The following is a 20,055-nucleotide window of genomic DNA, read 5'->3' as shown; positions in this document are numbered from 1 at the left end:
TCAAACCAGCGATATTTTTGCTCCGCTAGCAACCTAAAATCATTATTTTTACCGTTTATTTCCTAAACTTCCTCTCATTATCTTAGGAAACCTTCTATGTGTCAACCACTTTTAGTAAGTCTTTTAGCTACGAAATAAGCGCTCAATAATAAAGTAATAAATGATTAAGCACAAGATTGCACCAAGCAAAGCTGGAATCAAATAAACGTCTACAACTACTGGGCCAAATTCACCTAAAATCCATTCACCCAACCAACTACCCAGAGCACCTATGACAATATTTCCTGTACAGCCACCAGGAACATCTTTTCCCAAAATGGCTCCGGCTATCATTCCTAATATACCACCAATAATGAGCACACCCAAAAAGCTTAACATGTCACGTCCTCCTCCAGTCTTTCTATAAATGATTTTACGCTTATTCAGTCCGTCTTACCAATGGATAACCTTTTTCTAGTGGAAATTTCACGAGCTATTTTTTCTCACAAAAAAAGCTGAAAGCAGAAACATTTAGAATGTCTCGCTTTCAGCTTTTAACAAATCAATTTTTATTTTGTTTCTTTTGAAGCTTCATCATCGTTCAATAAAACTTTTCTAGATAAGTTTACACGACCTTGTTTGTCGATTTCTGTTACTTTTACAAGAACTTCGTCACCAAGTTTAACGACATCTTCAACATTGTTGACACGTTCGTTTGCTAATTGAGAAATATGAACTAAGCCATCTTTTCCTTTAATTAGGTTAACGAATGCACCAAATTTTTCGATTCGGACAACTTTACCTAAGTAAACTTCGCCAACTTTCACTTCTTTTGTAAGATCTTCGATGATCTTGATTGCTTTTTTGATCATTTCTGAATCAGCAGAGGCAATACTTACTTTACCATCTTGATCAATATCAATTTTAACACCAGTTTCTTCAATGATTCCGTTAATCGTGTCGCCACCTTTACCAATCACATCTTTAATTTTAGAAGGTTCGATTTGGATCATTTCAATTTTCGGTGCGTATTGGCTTAATTCTTCACGTGGTGCAGCAATCGTTGAAGTCAATTCTTCTAAGATTTCCATACGTGCTTGTTTTGCTTGAGCCAATGCTTCTTTTAGAATTTGTTCAGTGATCCCTTGAATCTTGATATCCATTTGTAAAGCAGTGATTCCCTCTTTTGTTCCAGCAACTTTAAAGTCCATGTCGCCAAGGTGATCTTCTAGCCCTTGGATATCTGTTAAGATTGTGTAGTTTTCGCCATCAGAAACAAGTCCCATTGCAATACCAGCAACTGGTGCCTTAATTGGAACACCTGCATCCATCAATGCCAATGTACCTGCACAAATACTTGCTTGAGAAGAAGAACCATTTGATTCTAAAACTTCTGCTACTAAACGAATCGTGTAAGGGAAATCTTCTTCAGCCGGAATAACTTGTGCCAATGCACGTTCACCTAAAGCACCATGTCCAATTTCGCGACGGCCAGGTGAACCTGCACGACCAGTTGAACCAACAGAAAATTGTGGGAAATTATAGTGATGAATGAATCGTTTGCTTACTTCAACCCCTAGGCCATCAATAATTTGATGTTCTCCTAATGGTGCCAGTGTACAAGCAGATAATGCTTGTGTTTGTCCACGAGTAAATAAACCAGAACCATGAACACGTGGTAATAAACCAACTTCTGAAGCAAGTGGACGAATTTCATCTAATTTACGACCATCTGGACGAATTTTGTCAATCGTGATCAATTCACGAACAACATCTTTTTCTAGGTCTTCTGTAATTTGTTTCACTTCTTTAGCTAAATGTGCTTCATCTTCATGATCCACAAATTTTTCAGCATATGCTTCACGAATATCGATTTTTACTTGTTCGATATTGTCTTCACGCGCAAGTTTTTCTTCCGTCATCACGGCAGTTTTCATTGTTTCGTATGAAGCAGCAAAAATTTCTTTTTTAAGATCTGCATCTACTTGCAATAAAGTAACTTCCATTTTTTCTTTGCCGACAGCTTGAACAATTTCTTCTTGGAAAGCGACTAATTCTTTGATTGCATCAAAACCAAAAAGCAATGCACCAAGCATATCTTCTTCAGAAACTTCTTTAGCACCACTTTCAACCATGTTAATGGCTTGTTTTGTTCCTGCCACAGAAAGCTCGATATCCGTTTGTTCTGCTTGCTCAACAGTTGGATTCAAGACATACTCGCCATTTACACGACCGACTTCAACCCCTGCAATTGGGCCATCAAAAGGAATATCAGAAATAGATAATGCTAAAGATGAACCTAGCATAGCAGCCATCGCTGGTGAACAATCTGTCTCAACACTCATTACGATATTTGTCACTTGAACTTCATTACGGAAGCCTTCCGCAAACATTGGGCGGATTGGGCGGTCAATCAAACGTGCTGTCAACGTTGCTTCTGTACTTGGACGACCTTCGCGTTTGATGAACCCACCTGGGATTTTACCAGCCGCATACATTTTTTCCTCATAGTTGATTGTTAATGGAAAGAAGTCTGTATCTTTTGCTTCTTTAGAGGCAACTGCCGCACTTAATACCACAGTATCTCCATAACGAACTAAAACAGCTCCATTTGCTTGTTTTGCTAATTGGCCGACTTCTACTTCTAAGGGACGGCCTCCCCACATCATTTTAAATACTTGTTTTTCTGACATAACTTCTCCTTTTCCTTTTCGTGAAAGCAAGACGCTACTAAACAAATGAAAACCGCCAATCCTTTTTAGCCAGTTAGCAACTTTCATTTGGTTAGTAGGAGTCCATCATGCTTGATCACAGTTTCTTTGAGTTTCACAGTAAAAAAAGTGAGATTCATGTGAACCTCACTCTCTTTAAATTAAATTAACGACGTAGACCTAGACGTTGGATCAATTCGCGGTAACGTTGAACGTCAGTTTTACGTAAGTAAGCTAACAAGTTACGACGGTGACCAACTTTTTTCATCAAGCCACGGTATGAATGGTGATCTTTTTTGTGAACACGTGCATGTTCATTCAAGTGATTGATTTCTTCAGTTAATACAGCGATTTGTACTTCTGGAGAACCAGTATCTCCTTCATGGCGTGCATAGTCTTTAATGATTTCGTTTTTACGTTCTTTTGAAATTGCCATTGTTTCCACCTCTTTCGAATATTTCCCTGTGACTGAGTAAAACGTTGGTGATTCGCTTAACCAAGTGACAGGACGTGTGCTTAAACACACAGCTATACTTTACCTGAAATGATGCTATAAATCAAGTAAAGAATCATTAAGAAGAATAGTTTTCAAACAATCTAACTACTACTTTTTTTATTTTATGTTACACTATAGTGCGAAAAGTGACTTGTCTTATTCAAGTCTTAGATGAAAGGAGTCATTTTCCATGATTACAATGGATGATATTATTCGTGAAGGCAATCCAACTTTACGTGAAGTAGCAAGCGAAGTTTCTCTTCCACTTAGTGAGGAAGATATCGCATTAGGAAAAGAAATGATTGAATTTCTAAAAAACAGTCAAGATCCTGTTAAAGCAGAAGAACTAAACTTACGTGGAGGCGTCGGTCTAGCTGCACCTCAATTAGACATTTCAAAACGGATCATTGCCGTTCATGTACCTAGTGCAGATCCCGAAGTAACAGAACCCACTTTAAGTACAGTAATGTATAATCCAAAAATTTTAAGCCACTCTGTTCAAGACGCTTGTCTTGGTGAAGGCGAAGGATGCTTATCTGTCGATCGTGAAGTTCCAGGCTATGTCGTTCGTCATGCAAAAGTAACGATTTCTTATTATGATGCAAACGGACAAAAACAAAAAATTCGTTTAAAAAACTACGAAGCGATTGTTGTTCAACACGAAATCGATCACATCAATGGGGTTATGTTCTATGACCACATCAATGAAGCTAATCCATTTTCGCTTAAAGAAGGCGTGCTTGTCATCGATTAAGGTAGATGATTTAGGTTAGCACTTCTTGGTTCAACAGAAAAAAATATCGTCGAAAAATAAACTCGCCCCCTTCTCATTGGTTGACGAGTTTATTTTTTTGTTTTTTATTCTCAGAAAGAACAAGCTTTCCTACCCCAATTTCGCTTGTTTTCTTACATATCATCCATTCTGCATAAATAAAATGAAAAATATGAAACTTTTTAACAACCTAATTCGTCTATATAAGTAGATGAGAAAGGAGGGTACCCCAGACAAATGGTTTTCGATGGTTGGAAAAGAAGAAAATATATAAAAGCGTTAGAAGAACTGGCGGACACACAGTATGAAAAAATGTATCGTCTGGCCTTTAACTATTCCCATTCAAAGGAAGATGCACTAGATATCATCCAAGAAAGTTTTGAAAAAGCATTGAAAGCTATTCAAAAGAAAAATTTTCAGGAAATCGAAGAATTTAATGGTTGGTTTTTTCGAATCCTCATTTCTGTTTCCATTGATTTTTGGCGAAAAAACAAACGCGAAGCCGAACATCTTGATCAAAGTGAACAGTCATGGTCTTTCTTGAATGACTCGCAACACAGTTATATTGAAATAGAAGAAATCATCAATCAGATCAGCAGTCCTAATCGTGAAATCATCTTATTAAAATTTTTTGAAGGCTTTACCCTCAAAGAGATTTCTGTCATTTTATCGCTAAATGAGAACACGATCAAAACAAAACTATATCGAAGCTTGAATGAATTAAGAAGCAAACTAAAATAATCAAAGGAGAAGATTTCCATGAAAGACTTTGTAAAAACAGTAATCAGAAATTTTTCAAAGCAATATCGTCAGCAAACATTGCCAGAAGACTTACACACACAAGTGACTGATCTCTTTCATAAAGAAAAGAGAAAATATTCTTGGAGACGTTTTCGAAATCATACCGCTCAAAGTGCTTTGGCACTCGCATTAACATTTATACTAGCTGTCAATTTATTTCCGGGCGTTGGTGAAGCTGCTAGTGTCCTTCCCGGTTTCGATAAGTTAGTACAATTGGTTACGTTGCAAACTTTAACAGCCAAAAAAGAAAATAGCCAGATAGCGATTGATGTACCAAAAATCGAAACAGCTACACCAACAGAAGTTGCCAATGCTTTAAATCAAAAATACCTAAAAGAAGCTCAAGCTGAATTTCAACAAGTCAAAAAACAATTTTATGATGGCTCGCGTGTTTCTGTTACTGGAGATTTTGAAAAAGTTGTGGATGATTCTCGGTTTTTAGTAGTCAAACGAACATTGACTCAGATTCAAGGAAGTTCTGCCACAACGACCCAATACGATACGATTGATAAAAAGTTGAATGTCGTGGTATCTTTACCATTAATTTTTAAAAATGAAGATTATCTGTCTATCATCAGTGAAGAGATCAAACAACAAATGAATGAACAGATGCAAGCTGACCCGAATCAAATTTATTGGTCTGAAGCAACTGACCAACCAACTGATGTCCAACCATTCAATCAAATCAAGCCAAATCAAACGTTCTATATCAATGCCAAACATCAATTGACTATTACTTTTGCTCAAGGAGAAGTAGCACCTTATTATATGGGAACGCCTGAATTCGTGATTCCAACCAAAATCATCCAACAACAATTAGCTTCACCTAATTATTTAAGTTAAATAATGCTAAAAGTTCGCTTGAAAAATCGACCGAATAGTTGATTTTTCAAGCGAACTTTTTTCATTTTTTAGTCTTCATAAAGGATATGTGCAGCTGACAATGCACGTTTGATTTTTTTTAAAGTAGCTTCATCAGGGTAGCGAATGGTGTGTAAATGAATGCCTGAGGTCAATTCTGATAGTAACGTTGCTTGGCTTTTTTCATAACGTTTCATAAAGGAAGCTATGTCTTGTTTCGTTTTTAAGTGTAACATGCCCACAAGTTCACCATACAGTGGATGTTCTACAATAACATCAATTACTTCCCCCCCGTGTTCAACAATAATTCGCAACTCCTCTTCCGTTTGTTGACGTTCATGTTGTACAGCAATCTTGCTAACAAAACCTGTATTTGTTTCATTTGATTCCAAAATATATCCACGTGCTGTTGCAACCACTTCTTCTCCTGCTGCGCGGAGCAAGGCAATGTCCCCTACGACGATTTGGCGGCTAACACCAAATTTTTTAGCAAACTTGCTTGCACTAACTGGTTTTTCTGCACTTGCCAATGTCTGCATGATTTGTTGCCGACGTAGTTCCCCTTCTACCATCCTTACTCCTCCTCACGTAATTTTAATTGATAATCGCGTGATTGCTTCATTAAGTCGTTATACATAGCTAACGTTGTTTCTTCATAATCTGGATTTTTCACCCATTTTTTTACTTTTTCTAAAACTTCTCGTTCACGTTTCTCATCTAAAATCGCTTGATGAGTTTCTTGTTTCAACTGACTGATTTCGGTAACTACATCCAATCGTTTTTCTAACAACTCAATTAATTTTCGGTCGATAACATCCACTTGCTCACGTAAATTTGCTAATGATGGCGCTGCTTTTTCCACACTAAGCGTTTTGATTACTCGTGCAGGATTCCCCGCAATGACAACATCATCTGGAAAAGATTTTGTTACAACTGAACCAGCACCAACAACAACATTGTTTCCCAAAGTAACACCAGGTGTAACAATGACTCCTCCGCCCAACCATACGTTGTTTCCAATTTTGATTGGTTTTGCATACTCTAAACCACTATTTCTTTTCACTGGATGCAGTGGGTGGGTTGCCGTATACAATTGAACATTCGGTGCGAACATACAATTATCACCAATTTCAATAGTACTTACATCCAAAAAAGTATTATTAAAATTGGCATAAAAGTTTTCGCCAACACAAATATTGTATCCATAATCAAAATTGATTGCTGGTTCAACATAGATGTTTTCGCCCGTTTTACCAAAAGTCTCTTTGACTAATTGTGAGCGAATCGCTGAATCCTCTGATTGGTTAATCAATTTTGCTTGTTCTCGTGCAAAATTTCGATCTGCCACTAATTCAGGATCACCTGCAAAATAAAGTTCACCTGCAATCATTTTTTCTTTTTCTGTTTTAAACTCTGTCATTATTGATCCTCATTTCATGAATTTTTTGAAATACTTTTGCACCATCTTCTTGAATAAATGAATATTCCATTGAAAGTAAAATTGGTGTTTGATTGATAACGATTATCTTAGAATTTTTTTTCCTGTACTCTATCAGATCACAAAAAGGATGTACTTGAAAACTTGTTCCTACAATAACAACGACATCAGCTTGTTCTACTGCAGAAACTGCTGCTTCAATCGTCAATTGTTGAAATCCTTCACCATATAAAACGATATTTGGTCGAACTTGCCCCCCGCATCCTTGGTGTCTGTCACTTTCTAAATACGTTTGCCACGATACAGCCTCGCCACACTTTCGACAATGACAATGATACAGACTCCCATGAAAATTGACTAATTGCTTGCTTCCTGCTCGCTCATGTAACCCATCAATATTTTGTGATACAACAGCAACTTGCTTACTTGTTGCTAATTGTGCTATTTCTAAGTGAATGATATTAGGTTCTGCCTGAGGATGATATAGTTTTTTTACAAAAGAATAAAATTTTTCTGGTTCGTGTTCCATTGCTTGAGTACTTAATAAATATTCTGGCTGTTCCAATCCTGCGTAGACACCTTTTAACGAACGATAGTCTGGAACTCCCGAAGGTGTCGAAACCCCTGCTCCTGTTAAAAAAGTTACCGAATGATGGGTTAAAATTTCTTGCGCTACTTTTCTAATTTTTTGATTACTCATCTTCCTCACCTCTTCTCTATTATACCGATTTCAACAAAAAAGAAAGTGAGAGAAACAATTTATTAAAAAATTTATTGCCTATCTGTACAACCAAGCTAAATTTTTTGTTTTGTTAGCCAGACACTTCATTTGCCAAAATGTGTGCGTCTTTCATTTACGATTTATGATACTTTATCTGTCATTTGCACTTAGTAAACAATCAAAATTTAGCAGAAAAAGATGCTTAAAAAGTAAAACGATTCCAGTCATTGCGAATTTTATCACAATGACGACTGACAAAGAAATGAAAACGTGCTACAATACAGGCTGTATAAAAGAGAGGTGAATCAATATGGTACCATTTTTCATTTACTGGGGCGTTATTTTAGCATGCATCGCTTGGCTAGCCTTAAGTGTCTTTTTCTCTATCTTCTATTTCGTACGTAAAGAAAACGGCAATCTATGGGCATTCGCGTTATTTAACGTTATTGCTGCAATTGTTTTAGCTATCACATTAGCCGTTTATCGCACATGGGGTTGGGGAATCACACAGTATTCTAGCCTAATTTATCTAGTCTTAGCAATTTATGGTGTAACAGTTATTTTACAAGCAATCTTAGGTCGCGAACCAAAAGCCGCAGCCTAACAGTTAATAAACGATCAATCTAGTTTGACTAACTACAGCAATTTTCGTTTTTTTGATGATTGCCGTAGTTTCTTTTTTGCTTTTTCACATTCACCAATTGCATAATTATTCTCTTTTTCCGCTACATATCTTTCCCCTTCTTTTCATAAACTCTTTAAATTTATCCAATGTTTTCTATGTTTATCAACAATTTTCAGTAAAATAATGGGAATTGATTGACAAAGCCTTCAGAATAACGTAAACTTCTTTTTGTATAAATAACTGAATACGGGATTACCTCAATCAATGAGGTAGAGGTCGCGAGAATCATTACCCCTGTGGAGTGAAGCAAACATGTTGAAACAGGACTAGGGAGGATCGCCGAAATGTACTCTTTTTTGCTTAAAGTTTACGTTGGGACGCAAGTTAATAGCTTGCGGACTGTCTTAGCAGTGATGCTAAGTTGCGCTATGGTTTGTGAGGGGTTTATCGACCGATAATTTTAACGACCATTTTGTATTTACAAGTTTGATGGTCGTTTTTTTTTTTTTTAGATAAGCAGCTGCAACTCATTGTTCAATCGGACCGCTCGTTCAAGATGTATCAGAAAGAAGAGGAGAAAGAACATGAATAAAAATTTTGTTTCAGTTACCGTGTTATTTGCATTTATCTTTTCATTATTTAGCTTAAGCACATCTGGTTTTGCAGACGAAAAAACACCCGACAACGAATTTCGCGTGGGAATGGAGGCTGGTTATGCACCATTCAACTGGTCTCAGCAAACAGATAAGAACGGTGCACTGCCAATTGATGGACAAAAAAGTTTTGCCGGTGGTTATGATGTTCAAATTGCTAAAAAAGTTGCTGACGGCTTAGGCAAAAACTTGGTTATCGTCCAAACAAAATGGGACGGTCTAGCACCTGCCCTACAATCAGGAAAAATTGATGCAATCGTCGCAGGGATGAGCCCAACTGCGGAAAGAAAAAAAGAAATTGATTTTACAGATCCTTACTATGAATCTCAATTAGTTGTCGTAGTAAAAAAAGACAGTAACTTTGCGAATGCAAAAAAATTAGCTGACTTAGAAAATGCAAAAATCACTGCACAACTAAATACGTTCCATTATAGCGTCATCGATCAAATTCCAAACGTTCAAAAACAACAAGCAATGGATAATTTCTCTGCTATGAGAACTGCCTTAGCTTCTGGAATGATCGATGGTTACGTCAGTGAACGTCCTGAAGGAGTTACAGCTACTAGCGTGAATAAAGACTTAAAAATGTTAGAATTCACAGGTGACAATGGTTTTGAAACAAATGCTGAAGATGTTCAAATTGCTATCGGGATGCGCAAAAATGATGGGGATATTCAAAAAGTCAATGAGATTCTTTCAGGTATCTCACAAGATGATCGTACAGCACTGATGGACCAAGCAATCAAAGACCAACCTGCTTCGAGTGATGATGAAGAACAATCTGGCATCTTCACAGACTTTAAAAACATTTGGAATCAATATGGAGAAATGTTTCTCCGTGGGGCAGGCCTTACGTTATTCATCGCATTGATCGGTACAATAGTAGGTACAACTCTTGGCTTACTCATTGGCGTTTTCCGTACCATTCCAGAATCAGACAATAAAGTGACCCGCTTCTTCCAAAAAATCGCTAACGGCTTACTTTCGATTTATATTGAAATTTTCCGTGGCACACCAATGATGGTACAAGCAATGGTTATCTTTTATGGATTGGCCTTGGCATTTGGTATTTCATTGAACCGGACGATTGCTGCATTATTTATTGTTTCGATCAACACAGGTGCTTATATGACAGAAATCGTTCGTGGTGGTATTTTTGCAGTTGATGAAGGACAATTTGAAGCCGCACAAGCCATTGGGATGACACATGGTCAAACGATGCGTAAAGTTGTGATTCCTCAAGTCCTACGAAATATCTTACCGGCAACAGGTAATGAATTTGTAATCAACATTAAAGACACAGCTGTATTGAGTGTAATTGGTGTAGCAGACTTGTTCTTCCAAGGTAATTCTGCTTCTGGGGCAAACTTCCAATTCTTCCAAACCTTTACGATTGTAGGGATTATTTATTTAGTTATGACCTTTACAATTACGAGAATCTTGCGTTTTGTTGAAAAGAAAATCGATGGCCCTTCAGCTTACACAAAAATTGAGGAAGTCGAAAATTCAAACTTGCAAGAATAAGGAGGAAGAAACATGAACGAAACAATTATTGAAATCAACCATTTAAGAAAAAGCTTCGGTGACAACGAAGTATTAAAAGATATCAATGTGACGGTTAATAAAGGTGAAGTTGTAACAATTATCGGATCTTCTGGTTCAGGTAAATCCACTTTATTACGCTGTATCAATCTTCTAGAAAAACCAACAGGTGGGGAAATTATTTATGAAGGCGAAAATGTCTTAACTCCTAAATATAACTTACCTAAGTACCGCACACACTTGGGTATGGTGTTCCAGTCATTTAATTTATTCAATAATATGAATGTTTTAGAAAATTGTATGTCAGGCCAATTGACAGTTTTAAAACGTGACAAAACATCTGCACGAAAAATTGCCATTGAAAATTTAGAAAAAGTTGGTATGGATCGCTATATCGAAGCAAAACCTTCCCAATTATCTGGCGGTCAAAAACAACGTGTTGCTATCGCTCGTGCATTGTCAATGGACCCCGATGTTTTATTATTCGATGAACCAACTTCGGCACTAGATCCAGAAATGGTTGGCGAAGTTCTAAACACTATGAAAGACTTGGCTCACACTGGTTTAACTATGATTATCGTGACACACGAAATGGAATTTGCAAAAGATGTTTCGGATCGTGTCATTTTCATGGATAAAGGAATCATCGCTGAAGAAGGATCACCTGAAGATATCTTCGTTCATCCAAAAGAAGAACGAACAAAAGAATTCTTATCACGTATTTTAAATAAATAAATGAATGTACAAAAAAAGCTGGGATCAGACAAGATCCTAGCTTTTTTTATTGTCGTCCTTCTATCCAAATTCAAAAATAATTGATTGCCCTATGTTTTCCCTTCTCACAATCCATAAAAATTTTTTTGAATAGCTATTCCCTATTTTTGTGAGGGCCTTTGTTTATCCCATGCGCTTTTTTCTATTAATTAGAAAACAAAGTTGTAATTTTCTGAAAATTCTCTTAAACTTAAGGTAATTACTTTTTAGTTAGGATGATTATTTTATGGACGAAAACGAACAAGAATTACAGCGGGGACTTAAGAATCGACATGTCCAACTGATCTCAATTGGAGGAGCGATTGGTACTGGTCTTTTCTTAGGTTCCGGAAAGACGATTCAATTAGCGGGGCCTTCCATTTTACTCGCTTACTTGATCACAGGTTGTATTTGTTTTTTCATTATGCGTGCGCTAGGGGAGTTGCTTTTATCCAATACAAACAATCACTCTTTCTTAGATTTTATTGCTGAGTATCTTGGGAAAAAAGCGGCTTTTGTTACAGGATGGACTTATTGGTTTTGCTGGATTGCAATTGCTATGGCGGATTTAACCGCAATTGGGATGTACGTTCGTTATTGGGCACCTGGTGTTCCTCAGTGGCTTCCAGAACTAGTTGCACTCATTTTACTGCTTGCTTTGAATATGGTTGCTGTCTCATTGTTTGGTGAACTGGAATTTTGGTTTGCATTGATCAAAGTGGTCGCCATCATTGCCTTCATTCTTGTTGGTGTCTACATGATTCTCACTCATTATCAAACGAGTGCTGGTCCTGCTGCTATTTCAACTTTATGGTCACATGGAGGATTTTTTCCAAAAGGTGCTAAAGGATTTATTCTTTCTTTTCAAATGGTCACTTTTGCCTTTGCTGGGATTGAACTGGTTGGCTTGGTTGCTGGTGAAACAAAAAATCCAGAAAAAGTTTTGCCAGAAGCAATTAACAATATTCCAATCCGGATCATTTTATTTTATTTAGGATCTCTATTTGTTATCATGTCCATCTATCCTTGGAACAGTCTCAATGCAAATGAAAGTCCGTTTGTAGAAGTTTTTTCTGAGATTGGTATTACGATGGCAGCATCCATTATCAATTTAGTAGTTCTAAGTGCCGCGGCTTCTGCTTGTAACAGTGCGATTTATAGTACTGGACGAATGCTTCGTTCTCTTTCCCAAGAAGGGAGCGCACCTAAACGATTTAAAAAATTAACCACGCATCATGTGCCAGGACAAGCACTAGTCTTTTCGACAATCATTATTTTTATTTCAGTTGTTCTTAACTACATTATGCCTAGTGAGGTCTTTACTTTAGTTAGTAGTATTGCGACCACTTGTTTTCTATTTATCTGGAGCATGCTTGTATACACTCATTTAAAATATCGTCGGAGTATCTTAGGCAAAAAGTCACATTCATTCAAAATGCCTTTTTATCCGATTAGTAACTACCTCGTCTTTGTCTATATGTTATTCGTCTGTGGTGTATTGATCTTAGGTGAAGACACTCGACTAGCATTTTTCTTGACTCCAATTTGGTTTATTGCTTTATTAACCATCTATCATTTGAGATATGAACGAAAAAAATAAAAAAACTCTTTTTCCAAAAGAAATTATATTTGGAAAAAGAGTTTTTTTATTTGCTCACTTCACTTCTTTTGCGTAAAACGATTTTCTGATAGTAATAATCTGCTTTTTTGTAGGATAATATCCACAAACCTGATACAAGAAAACGCCCAAACAAACCAATCAACGGCTGGACAAATACCCCAATAATCAAACCAATATTGATAATCATCGAAATCATGCTGCGATGATCCTTTGAAACTGTTTTGACGACATGAGAATCTTTGTTATTTGCTTTCAACACTTGTTTGATCAAAATACCAAAAGATAGACTCCACATTGTGTAAACAATGACATAAGACATCTCAGGCCAAAATGCTGTCGGATTTCTTCCGACCCAGCTCGTAACTGATGGACAAAGTGTCAACCAAAACAACCAAAAAATATTTGCCCACACCACTCGATAGTTAATTTTATCTGCCATTTGAAAGATGCGATGATGATTGACCCAAATTACTGCAACAAAGAGAAAACTGATTGAATAGGCAAGTAAAGTATTTCTGATTCCCCACAAAGATTGAAAGTTAGCAGGAGCAGGAATTTCAATATCTAGCACTAGCACTGTTAAAACAATAGCTACCACACCATCTGTAAAAGCTTCTAACCTTGATTTAGTCATTTTTTTCTCCCTTATTTCAATGCTGATTACATTTTAGCACTGGTTCTAAAAAAATACTTACCGATAATACTGTATAAATTTTCAGAAAATTGTTGCGTGCACACACAATTTCTGTTACCTTAAAAAAAATGAATTTTAAAGGAGACTCGTCTATGACAAAAAAACTGTCATTTAAAGAAAGTATTTTTATTGGTTCAATGCTTTTTGGATTATTTTTTGGAGCAGGAAACTTAATTTTCCCTGTTCACATGGGACAAGAGGCTGGCTCTGCCGTTTTTTGGGCAAATCTTGGGTTCTTAGTTACTGGAATTGGCTTGCCCTTCTTGGGTGTTATCGCTATTGGCGTATCAAAAAGCTCTGGGGTCTATGAATTAGCACAACGTGTGAATCGAAAATATGCTATTATTTTTACTATTTTACTTTATTTAGTCGTTGGCCCTTTTTTTGCTTTACCACGGTTAGCCAGCACTTCCTTTGAAATCGGATTAGCACCTTTCATTGCACCAAAGCAACAGTCACTTTTTCTAGCACTTTTTAGTATCTTGTTCTTCTTTACTGCTTGGTGGCTATCGCGCAAACCAACTAAAATTTTAGATTACGTTGGTAAATTTTTGAATCCGATCTTTTTAATCTTACTAGGAATCTTACTTTTACTAGGATTTTTGAATCCACTTGGATCTATCGCTGATACTCCAATCCAGCCTAATTATCAAACCCATGCCTTCTTCACCGGTTTCACTCAAGGCTACAATACATTAGATGCTCTTGCTTCATTAGCTTTTGGAATCATCATCGTGACAACGATTCGTGGGATGGGAATTACTAAATCCTCAGATATTGCAAAAGGTACAATCAAATCTGGCGCCATCAGTGTCCTTTTGATGGGAATCATTTATACGTTGCTTTCTTACTTAGGAACGATGAGTTTAGGTACGTTTCCTTTGAGTGAAAATGGTGGGATCGCTCTTGCACAAATTGCAGATCACTATTTAGGAACTTATGGAAGCATCTTGTTAGCACTGATTGTAATTCTGGCTTGTTTAAAAACTGGGATTGGTTTGATCACGGCATTTGCCGAAACCTTTTCGGAGCTTTTCCCAAAGAGAAGCTATTTATTTTATGTGACACTTGCAAGTGTCCTTGCTTGCCTTGTTGCTAATGTTGGTTTAACAAATATCATCCAGATTTCTTTACCTGTCTTGATGTTTATTTATCCTTTAGCAATGACATTGATTTTATTGGTATTATGTGAGCCGTTGTTTAAAAAAAGAGCATGTGTTTATCGAATGACTACGTATTTTACTTTGATTGCTTCTGTTCTTGATGCGTTAAATGCCGCACCTGCTGTAATCAAAGATACACCGTTCGTTCAAACAATTTTACGATTTGCTACAAGCTATTTGCCGTTCTTTTCTTTTGGCATGGGATGGATTGTTCCCGCAATTATTGGCTTCGTTATTGGCTTGGTTTGGAGCTTCGCAAAAAAAGAAACTGCGCCCTCAGCAATTGAGTAATTTTTTTACACGAAATAAAAAAGACATTTTTTTATTGCTAAAACTTAACAACTTTCGAAAAAAATCGTCACAAAATATTCACAACTTCGCTCTATTATATACACATACCAACAAACAACCCTAACAACACTTTTTCATTTTTTAACTCCTTTCCTGCTAGCCCCCCAGCTAGCAGGATCTTTTTTTAGAGAACAAATCAAAAAAGAGCTTTTCTATCAAAAGATAGAAAAGCTCTTTTAGCTTTCTTAAAATAAAACACACATCTTAACGTGATAAACGTTCTTGTTCTCCACTTGGCGATAGACTCGTGATTTTCTCAATTTGCTCAATGGGAATCATTCGAATTTGTTGCTCATCATTTCGTAAACGAATCATGACACGCTCTTTTTCAACGGTTTTTGTCGCTACCCATCCAGATACAGTTTCATGCTTATTACTTAAACGATTTTCTCTCACTTGCAAAACAACTAAACTATCTTTTGCCGCAGCCTTTTGAAGCTCAAGAACAAACTCTCCTTGCTTGCGTACATTCTTGGCTTTTTCTTCTGTGTCATTGACAAAAGAATCAAAAAACTGATACGACGTGTGCGTCACTAACTTGGTAAGTTTCTTCATTGGTGATACTGTTTCCTCGTCCATCGAATGTACTCCTCCTTTTGCTAAGAAAGTAATGAATTAAGTAATTTTATTTTACCTAAATTTAATGAAAAAAACAAGAAAATAAGCTTTCTAACTAAAACTCGCTCTTTTATCCCCAATATAAAAAATGTTATTTTATATTCTCTTTTTTACGTAAAATTCCAATGATCCAATCCTTCATTGATTAACTGAAATGTTTCCTCAAAGTTATTTGTAAAATAGGGATCAGGAACATCTGTCGTTTCTTTCCCAGGAACAACACTCATAAACAATTTGATTTTAGCTTGAGTATTTTTAGGCACGACTCGCTGTAATTCTCGTACATTTTCTTGATCCATGCCGATAATCCAATCAAAGGTCTCGAAATCTTTTGAGGTAATTTGGCGAGCAATCATGTTGCCTGTATCAATGTCTTCTTGGTCAAGAATTCTTTGCGTTCCGGGATGTGGTGAAGAACCGATTTCATAAGAACTTGTAGCAGCAGAGTCAATCAAAAAGTCAGCATCCCGCTTTGCTTCATGAACTCTTTTTTGTAGCAATCCTTCTGCCATTGGTGAGCGACAAATATTGCCTAAACAAACAAATAAAACTTTGGTCATTTTTTTCCCTCCATTTTATAAAACATTCTTCATTTCCTTACTCATCTGTCTCTGATTCTTCCTGAGCATATAATCGGTAAGAATAAAGCTCCGTATCTTTTGCCAATCGAAATAATTGCATCGCGATTTCCATTGGTGTTTCCTGATAGTCATGCGTTATCCAATTTACCAAAACACCGCTACAGCCATAAGAGAAAAAGCGAGCATAAAAAAGTTTGTCTTGTTGCGACAATTGCCTTTCTTGATCCATTTGATTAAAAATACTTATAAAAGATTGTTGGATGATTGTCGAAAATTCTTGTTGCAAGACTTCTTGGTCTGATGCAACTGTATTGCTATAAAATTCCTTGTTATCAGCAATAGCCTTCAGCATTTTTAAGGCTTGTTCTTCCCAATTATCTAATGATAAATTATGAGCATCTAAAAAGTGAAAGGCATCCTCAAAGTACACCCAACGAAGCAAGTCATACTTGTCTGTAAAATGATAATAAAATGTTTGACGGTTGATATTCGCCTCGTACGCAATTTCTTGAACAGTTATTTTGCGAAATGTCTTTTGTTGACACAAGCGAATCAGTGAATGTTTGATTATTTGTTTCGTATGAATGGAATCTCCCATTTTTTTTCCTCCCATCTCAGTAAATTTCTACTTCAATAACTATTCATTATAGGGATAACCAAAGTGCTCATAAGCATATGCAGTAGCAATTCTCCCACGAGGTGTTCGTTTTAAAAAACCTTTTTGAATCAAGAATGGTTCGTACATATCTTCAACAGTTTCACGTTCTTCACCAATATTTACAGACAACGTGCTTAAACCGACTGGTCCACCACCATATAATTCAATCATCGTTCGCAATAGCTTTTGGTCAACGTAGTCTAGTCCCGCATGATCGACTTGTAAAAGAGTCAGCGCTTGGTCCGCGATGTTTCGGTCGATTTTTCCATCTGCTTGAACTTGTGCAAAGTCACGCACTCTTTTTAACAAACGGTTCGCAATCCGTGGGGTTCCTCTAGAACGACGTGCAATTTCAATTGCCCCGTCTTCTACGATATCTGTTTGAAAAATAGAAGCAGAACGCTGAACGATTTCTCGTAAATCTCCCTCATCGTAGTATTCCATGTGTGAAATGATCCCAAAGCGGTCACGCAATGGTGCTGAAAGCATCCCAGCACGCGTCGTCGCTCCAATCAATGTAAATGGAGGTAAAGGGAAATGAACGGGGTGTGCTGTGGGACCTTGCCCTACCATGATATCTACGTAAAAGTCTTCCATTGCAGAATACAATGTTTCTTCCGCCACTCGTGGTAAGCGATGGATTTCATCAATGAACAATACATCGCCTGCTTCCAATTCATTCAAAATTGCAACAAGATCGCCAGGTCGTTCAATCGCTGGCCCGCTCGTGGTACGGATATTTACAGACATCTCATTTGCGATTACCATTGCCATCGTCGTTTTCCCTAACCCTGGCGGACCATACAATAGTACATGATCAAGTGGTTCTTCACGATTACGAGCGGCTTCGATATAAATTTGAAGTTCCTGTTTCACCTTATTTTGTCCAATGTATTGTGACAATAAATGTGGTCGGAGAGATTTTTCCAAACTAAGTTCATTCTCGCCAGTTTCTGGTGATAGAATATGTTCGTCTGTCATCGTGCTTCCCTCCTACTTTTTCATCATCAATTTTAGCGCCTGGCGTAGATATTCATCGGTAGTCAAATTTTCTTGTGCTTGTAATTGTTTTTCTACACGTTTCACTTCTTTTGCACTATATCCCAACGCAGTTAAAGCTTCCATTGCTTCAGCTAATGCCGTCGTATCTTGTGTATTGGCTTCATCAAATAAATTGATTGGTGCTTCGATACTGATTTCACCTAATTTTCCTTTTAGATCCAAAATCATTTGTTGTGCGGTCTTTTTACCAACACCTGGGAATTTTGTTAAATAAGTAACATCGCCAGACTCGATTGCATGAATCAAACCCGAGTGATCATCACTCGCCATAATTGCTAACGCGCTTTTTGGGCCAATTCCTGAAACACTAACGAGTCTTAAGAACAATTGCTTCTCTTCTAAGCTAGAAAAACCATAAAGTAGATGACCGTCTTCACGAATGACCTGGTGTAAATAGATAGTTATTTCTTTGTTCATCTTACCACTATAACGATAAGGATTTCCTAAGGCGATTTGGTAACCAATTCCTTGATTTTCTACCACAATATAATAGGGGCTGATAAATGTAACCATCCCTTTTAGATATTCATACATTCAATTTTCCTCTTTCTTTCACACACATACGTTCGCTTTATTGTAGCACATTTCAACGACTGAAAAAAGTAGCTTCCTTTTAAGCAAATTCAAACAAAAAACTAAAAAAAGCGAATAAAAAAGAAACCTCGCTTCGGCTTGCCTATTTCGAGGTTTCTCTTCCTTTCGTTAGGTGGATCATTCAACAAGTGATTTATATTTTTCATAACCTTGCTCAGCCATTTCATCATATGGAATGAATTTTAACGCAGCTGAATTGATACAGTAACGTAATCCACCTTTATCTGCTGGACCATCATTAAAAACATGACCAAGATGTGAATCGGCACTTTGACTTCTAACTTCTACTCTGTGCATGCCATGTGAGCGATCGTTTTTTTCAGCAATTTCATCGTCACTAATCGGCTTACTGAAAGATGGCCAGCCACAGCCTGCATCGTATTTTTCCGTTGAACTAAATAAAGGTTTTCCACTCACGATGTCAACATAAATTCCTTTTTCATAAAAGTCATCATATTTTCCACTAAATGGACGTTCAGTTGCATTTTCTTGCGTCACTGCGTATGCGATTGGCGATAATTTTTGTTTCAATTCTTCATCAGTTACTGGATTTTTTTCTTTTGCCATTGACGTCATCTCCTTTTCTGTTAATCTTACTGACCAACAACCAAAAGAGGCAACTAATCTGCTCACTTCTTGCTAAGAATCAAACTTTACGACGACGCGCAAATTCAACAAAGCGAAACTTATCTAATCGATGAATGGATTCTGTATACTCAAAGCAACGCGTATCTTCTAGGTGAACTAATCCTCGAACAATCACCACGTAGGGATCATCATTTAAGGTCATTGCATCGTAGATCTCTGGTGTCACAGGTTCTACCGTAATTTCTTTTTGCGCATAAGCAATCGTCAATCCCAAGTTATTTTCAAAATAATCATAGATAGATGCTTCTGCTTGTTCAGTTGACAAAGTCGGTACAACTTCTTTCAATAAGTAATCACGATCTAAAATCACAACCTCACCTGCGATTTTTCGCTGTCGAACTAAATGCCAAACTGGCGTCCCAACTGTCCATCCGGTAATTTCGCTTAATTCTTTATCGACTTTTGTTTCAACTAACTCTTGAACAATCGTTTTGCTTGGAATATTTTGAGTTTCTTGCAATTCTTTGTAGCTCGTCAGTCCTGAAATTGGAAAATCAAAACGACTTCTTTCTAAGACAATCGATCCTTTTCCTTGTTTTTTCTGAATATAACCTTCTGTTGTCAATAGCTGCAGTGCTTTTCGGATCGTTTCTCGAGAGACGCCGTATATTTTAATTAATTGATTTTCACTTGGTAAAAGTGTGTGCGGAGGATATTGCTTTGCTAAAATTTTTTTCTCCAGATCCAAAAAAATTTCATTAAATTTATTCATT

General features: G+C 36.9%; 22 protein-coding genes and 1 riboswitch. Of the genes, 8 read left to right on the top strand and 14 right to left on the bottom strand.

Annotation, left to right across the window (positions count from 1 at the left end):
• Positions 1-123: 123 nt before the first annotated feature.
• The 3 genes from AC4BD1_RS00755 to rpsO form a co-directional block, all read right to left on the bottom strand.
• Positions 124-378 carry a GlsB/YeaQ/YmgE family stress response membrane protein gene (locus tag AC4BD1_RS00755; protein WP_206911122.1) on the bottom strand — a complete coding sequence of 85 codons (255 nt, stop codon included), beginning with the start codon at positions 376-378 and terminating at the stop codon, positions 124-126.
• Between the two features lie 170 nt (positions 379-548).
• Positions 549-2,672, bottom strand: coding sequence for a polyribonucleotide nucleotidyltransferase (pnp, locus tag AC4BD1_RS00750; RefSeq protein ID WP_206911121.1), 2,124 nt, complete (start codon positions 2,670-2,672; stop codon positions 549-551).
• Between the two features lie 184 nt (positions 2,673-2,856).
• Positions 2,857-3,126, bottom strand: a complete 270-nt coding sequence (gene rpsO / locus AC4BD1_RS00745) for a 30S ribosomal protein S15 (protein ID WP_010734375.1) — start codon at positions 3,124-3,126, stop codon at positions 2,857-2,859.
• 250 nt (positions 3,127-3,376) lie between these two features.
• On the opposite strand from rpsO, the gene def reads away from it, so the two are divergent.
• From def to rsiV, 3 genes are all read left to right on the top strand, one after another.
• Positions 3,377-3,940 carry a peptide deformylase gene (def, locus tag AC4BD1_RS00740; protein ID WP_206911119.1) on the top strand — a complete coding sequence of 188 codons (564 nt, stop codon included), beginning with the start codon at positions 3,377-3,379 and terminating at the stop codon, positions 3,938-3,940.
• A gap of 255 nt (positions 3,941-4,195) precedes the next feature.
• Positions 4,196-4,699: an RNA polymerase sigma factor gene (locus tag AC4BD1_RS00735; protein WP_206911117.1), complete on the top strand. Its 504-nt coding sequence runs from the start codon at positions 4,196-4,198 to the stop codon at positions 4,697-4,699.
• Positions 4,700-4,717: 18 nt separating this feature from the next.
• Entirely contained in the window at positions 4,718-5,602 is an 885-nt protein-coding gene (rsiV, locus tag AC4BD1_RS00730; RefSeq protein ID WP_490466704.1) for an anti-sigma-V factor RsiV, read from the top strand.
• A 68-nt stretch (positions 5,603-5,670) separates the two neighbouring features.
• Here the strand turns inward: rsiV and AC4BD1_RS00725 are convergent, their stop codons facing one another.
• The 3 genes from AC4BD1_RS00725 to AC4BD1_RS00715 are packed head-to-tail and all read right to left on the bottom strand — an operon-like array spanning position 5,671 to position 7,758.
• Positions 5,671-6,192 carry a transcription repressor NadR gene (locus AC4BD1_RS00725; protein WP_490485678.1) on the bottom strand — a complete coding sequence of 174 codons (522 nt, stop codon included), beginning with the start codon at positions 6,190-6,192 and terminating at the stop codon, positions 5,671-5,673.
• A 2-nt stretch (positions 6,193-6,194) separates the two neighbouring features.
• Positions 6,195-7,040: a chorismate mutase gene (locus AC4BD1_RS00720; RefSeq protein WP_206911111.1), complete on the bottom strand. Its 846-nt coding sequence runs from the start codon at positions 7,038-7,040 to the stop codon at positions 6,195-6,197.
• On the bottom strand, positions 7,027-7,758 hold the full coding sequence (locus AC4BD1_RS00715; RefSeq protein ID WP_490485677.1) for an NAD-dependent protein deacylase: 732 nt from the start codon (positions 7,756-7,758) through the stop codon (positions 7,027-7,029). The genes AC4BD1_RS00720 and AC4BD1_RS00715 overlap by 14 nt, the downstream gene beginning before the upstream one ends.
• Positions 7,759-8,089: 331 nt before the next feature.
• Here AC4BD1_RS00715 and AC4BD1_RS00710 point away from each other — a divergent pair, with 331 nt between their 5' ends.
• The 4 genes from AC4BD1_RS00710 (at position 8,090) to AC4BD1_RS00695 (ending at position 12,952) form a co-directional block, all read left to right on the top strand.
• Positions 8,090-8,383: a hypothetical protein gene (locus AC4BD1_RS00710; RefSeq protein WP_067483415.1), complete on the top strand. Its 294-nt coding sequence runs from the start codon at positions 8,090-8,092 to the stop codon at positions 8,381-8,383.
• Between the two features lie 283 nt (positions 8,384-8,666).
• Positions 8,667-8,841: riboswitch (Lysine riboswitch) on the top strand.
• A gap of 147 nt (positions 8,842-8,988) precedes the next feature.
• Positions 8,989-10,581: an ABC transporter permease subunit gene (locus tag AC4BD1_RS00705; RefSeq protein ID WP_206911105.1), complete on the top strand. Its 1,593-nt coding sequence runs from the start codon at positions 8,989-8,991 to the stop codon at positions 10,579-10,581.
• 12 nt (positions 10,582-10,593) lie between these two features.
• Positions 10,594-11,334, top strand: a complete 741-nt coding sequence (locus AC4BD1_RS00700) for an amino acid ABC transporter ATP-binding protein (protein WP_206911102.1) — start codon at positions 10,594-10,596, stop codon at positions 11,332-11,334.
• Between the two features lie 265 nt (positions 11,335-11,599).
• A complete protein-coding gene (locus tag AC4BD1_RS00695) occupies positions 11,600-12,952 on the top strand; it encodes an amino acid permease (protein WP_206911100.1) in 1,353 nt (450 codons plus the stop codon).
• 46 nt (positions 12,953-12,998) lie between these two features.
• On the opposite strand, the gene AC4BD1_RS00690 is transcribed toward AC4BD1_RS00695, so the two are convergent.
• Positions 12,999-13,607, bottom strand: coding sequence for a TMEM175 family protein (locus AC4BD1_RS00690; protein WP_490466701.1), 609 nt, complete (start codon positions 13,605-13,607; stop codon positions 12,999-13,001).
• Between the two features lie 152 nt (positions 13,608-13,759).
• On the opposite strand from AC4BD1_RS00690, the gene brnQ reads away from it, so the two are divergent.
• A complete protein-coding gene (brnQ, locus tag AC4BD1_RS00685) occupies positions 13,760-15,121 on the top strand; it encodes a branched-chain amino acid transport system II carrier protein (protein WP_490485676.1) in 1,362 nt (453 codons plus the stop codon).
• Positions 15,122-15,385: 264 nt separating this feature from the next.
• Here the strand turns inward: brnQ and AC4BD1_RS00680 are convergent, their stop codons facing one another.
• From AC4BD1_RS00680 to treR, 7 genes are all read right to left on the bottom strand, one after another.
• Entirely contained in the window at positions 15,386-15,760 is a 375-nt protein-coding gene (locus tag AC4BD1_RS00680; RefSeq protein WP_206908618.1) for a hypothetical protein, read from the bottom strand.
• Positions 15,761-15,909: 149 nt separating this feature from the next.
• Positions 15,910-16,359 (bottom strand): low molecular weight protein-tyrosine-phosphatase, encoded by a 450-nt coding sequence (locus AC4BD1_RS00675; protein WP_490485675.1) that lies wholly within the window; start codon positions 16,357-16,359, stop codon positions 15,910-15,912.
• Positions 16,360-16,396: 37 nt separating this feature from the next.
• Entirely contained in the window at positions 16,397-16,978 is a 582-nt protein-coding gene (locus tag AC4BD1_RS00670; protein ID WP_206908622.1) for a TetR/AcrR family transcriptional regulator, read from the bottom strand.
• 39 nt (positions 16,979-17,017) lie between these two features.
• Entirely contained in the window at positions 17,018-18,019 is a 1,002-nt protein-coding gene (gene ruvB / locus AC4BD1_RS00665) for a Holliday junction branch migration DNA helicase RuvB (protein WP_206899512.1), read from the bottom strand.
• Positions 18,020-18,031: 12 nt separating this feature from the next.
• Positions 18,032-18,634, bottom strand: a complete 603-nt coding sequence (ruvA, locus tag AC4BD1_RS00660; protein WP_206908624.1) for a Holliday junction branch migration protein RuvA — start codon at positions 18,632-18,634, stop codon at positions 18,032-18,034.
• Between the two features lie 177 nt (positions 18,635-18,811).
• Entirely contained in the window at positions 18,812-19,261 is a 450-nt protein-coding gene (gene msrB, locus AC4BD1_RS00655) for a peptide-methionine (R)-S-oxide reductase MsrB (protein ID WP_206908634.1), read from the bottom strand.
• Positions 19,262-19,340: 79 nt separating this feature from the next.
• Positions 19,341-20,054, bottom strand: a complete 714-nt coding sequence (gene treR / locus AC4BD1_RS00650; RefSeq protein ID WP_206908636.1) for a trehalose operon repressor — start codon at positions 20,052-20,054, stop codon at positions 19,341-19,343.
• Position 20,055: the final 1 nt, after the last annotated feature.

The organism is Enterococcus sp. DJ147D b (assembly GCF_058216655.1).
Note: the sequence above shows the minus strand (reverse complement) of the source record. Positions and strands in the feature narration are given on the sequence as shown.

Bases quoted from the DNA above. Each gene is read 5' to 3' on its own strand.
- AC4BD1_RS00755 (WP_206911122.1), bottom strand. From the start codon at position 378: ATGTTAAGCTTTTTGGGTGTGCTCATTATTGGTGGTATATTAGGAATG.
- pnp (WP_206911121.1), bottom strand. From the start codon at position 2,672: ATGTCAGAAAAACAAGTATTTAAAATGATGTGGGGAGGCCGTCCCTTA.
- rpsO (WP_010734375.1), bottom strand. From the start codon at position 3,126: ATGGCAATTTCAAAAGAACGTAAAAACGAAATCATTAAAGACTATGCA.
- def (WP_206911119.1), top strand. From the start codon at position 3,377: ATGATTACAATGGATGATATTATTCGTGAAGGCAATCCAACTTTACGT.
- AC4BD1_RS00735 (WP_206911117.1), top strand. From the start codon at position 4,196: ATGGTTTTCGATGGTTGGAAAAGAAGAAAATATATAAAAGCGTTAGAA.
- rsiV (WP_490466704.1), top strand. From the start codon at position 4,718: ATGAAAGACTTTGTAAAAACAGTAATCAGAAATTTTTCAAAGCAATAT.
- AC4BD1_RS00725 (WP_490485678.1), bottom strand. From the start codon at position 6,192: ATGGTAGAAGGGGAACTACGTCGGCAACAAATCATGCAGACATTGGCA.
- AC4BD1_RS00720 (WP_206911111.1), bottom strand. From the start codon at position 7,040: ATGACAGAGTTTAAAACAGAAAAAGAAAAAATGATTGCAGGTGAACTT.
- AC4BD1_RS00715 (WP_490485677.1), bottom strand. From the start codon at position 7,758: ATGAGTAATCAAAAAATTAGAAAAGTAGCGCAAGAAATTTTAACCCAT.
- AC4BD1_RS00710 (WP_067483415.1), top strand. From the start codon at position 8,090: ATGGTACCATTTTTCATTTACTGGGGCGTTATTTTAGCATGCATCGCT.
- AC4BD1_RS00705 (WP_206911105.1), top strand. From the start codon at position 8,989: ATGAATAAAAATTTTGTTTCAGTTACCGTGTTATTTGCATTTATCTTT.
- AC4BD1_RS00700 (WP_206911102.1), top strand. From the start codon at position 10,594: ATGAACGAAACAATTATTGAAATCAACCATTTAAGAAAAAGCTTCGGT.
- AC4BD1_RS00695 (WP_206911100.1), top strand. From the start codon at position 11,600: ATGGACGAAAACGAACAAGAATTACAGCGGGGACTTAAGAATCGACAT.
- AC4BD1_RS00690 (WP_490466701.1), bottom strand. From the start codon at position 13,607: ATGACTAAATCAAGGTTAGAAGCTTTTACAGATGGTGTGGTAGCTATT.
- brnQ (WP_490485676.1), top strand. From the start codon at position 13,760: ATGACAAAAAAACTGTCATTTAAAGAAAGTATTTTTATTGGTTCAATG.
- AC4BD1_RS00680 (WP_206908618.1), bottom strand. From the start codon at position 15,760: ATGGACGAGGAAACAGTATCACCAATGAAGAAACTTACCAAGTTAGTG.
- AC4BD1_RS00675 (WP_490485675.1), bottom strand. From the start codon at position 16,359: ATGACCAAAGTTTTATTTGTTTGTTTAGGCAATATTTGTCGCTCACCA.
- AC4BD1_RS00670 (WP_206908622.1), bottom strand. From the start codon at position 16,978: ATGGGAGATTCCATTCATACGAAACAAATAATCAAACATTCACTGATT.
- ruvB (WP_206899512.1), bottom strand. From the start codon at position 18,019: ATGACAGACGAACATATTCTATCACCAGAAACTGGCGAGAATGAACTT.
- ruvA (WP_206908624.1), bottom strand. From the start codon at position 18,634: ATGTATGAATATCTAAAAGGGATGGTTACATTTATCAGCCCCTATTAT.
- msrB (WP_206908634.1), bottom strand. From the start codon at position 19,261: ATGGCAAAAGAAAAAAATCCAGTAACTGATGAAGAATTGAAACAAAAA.
- treR (WP_206908636.1), bottom strand. From the start codon at position 20,054: ATGAATAAATTTAATGAAATTTTTTTGGATCTGGAGAAAAAAATTTTA.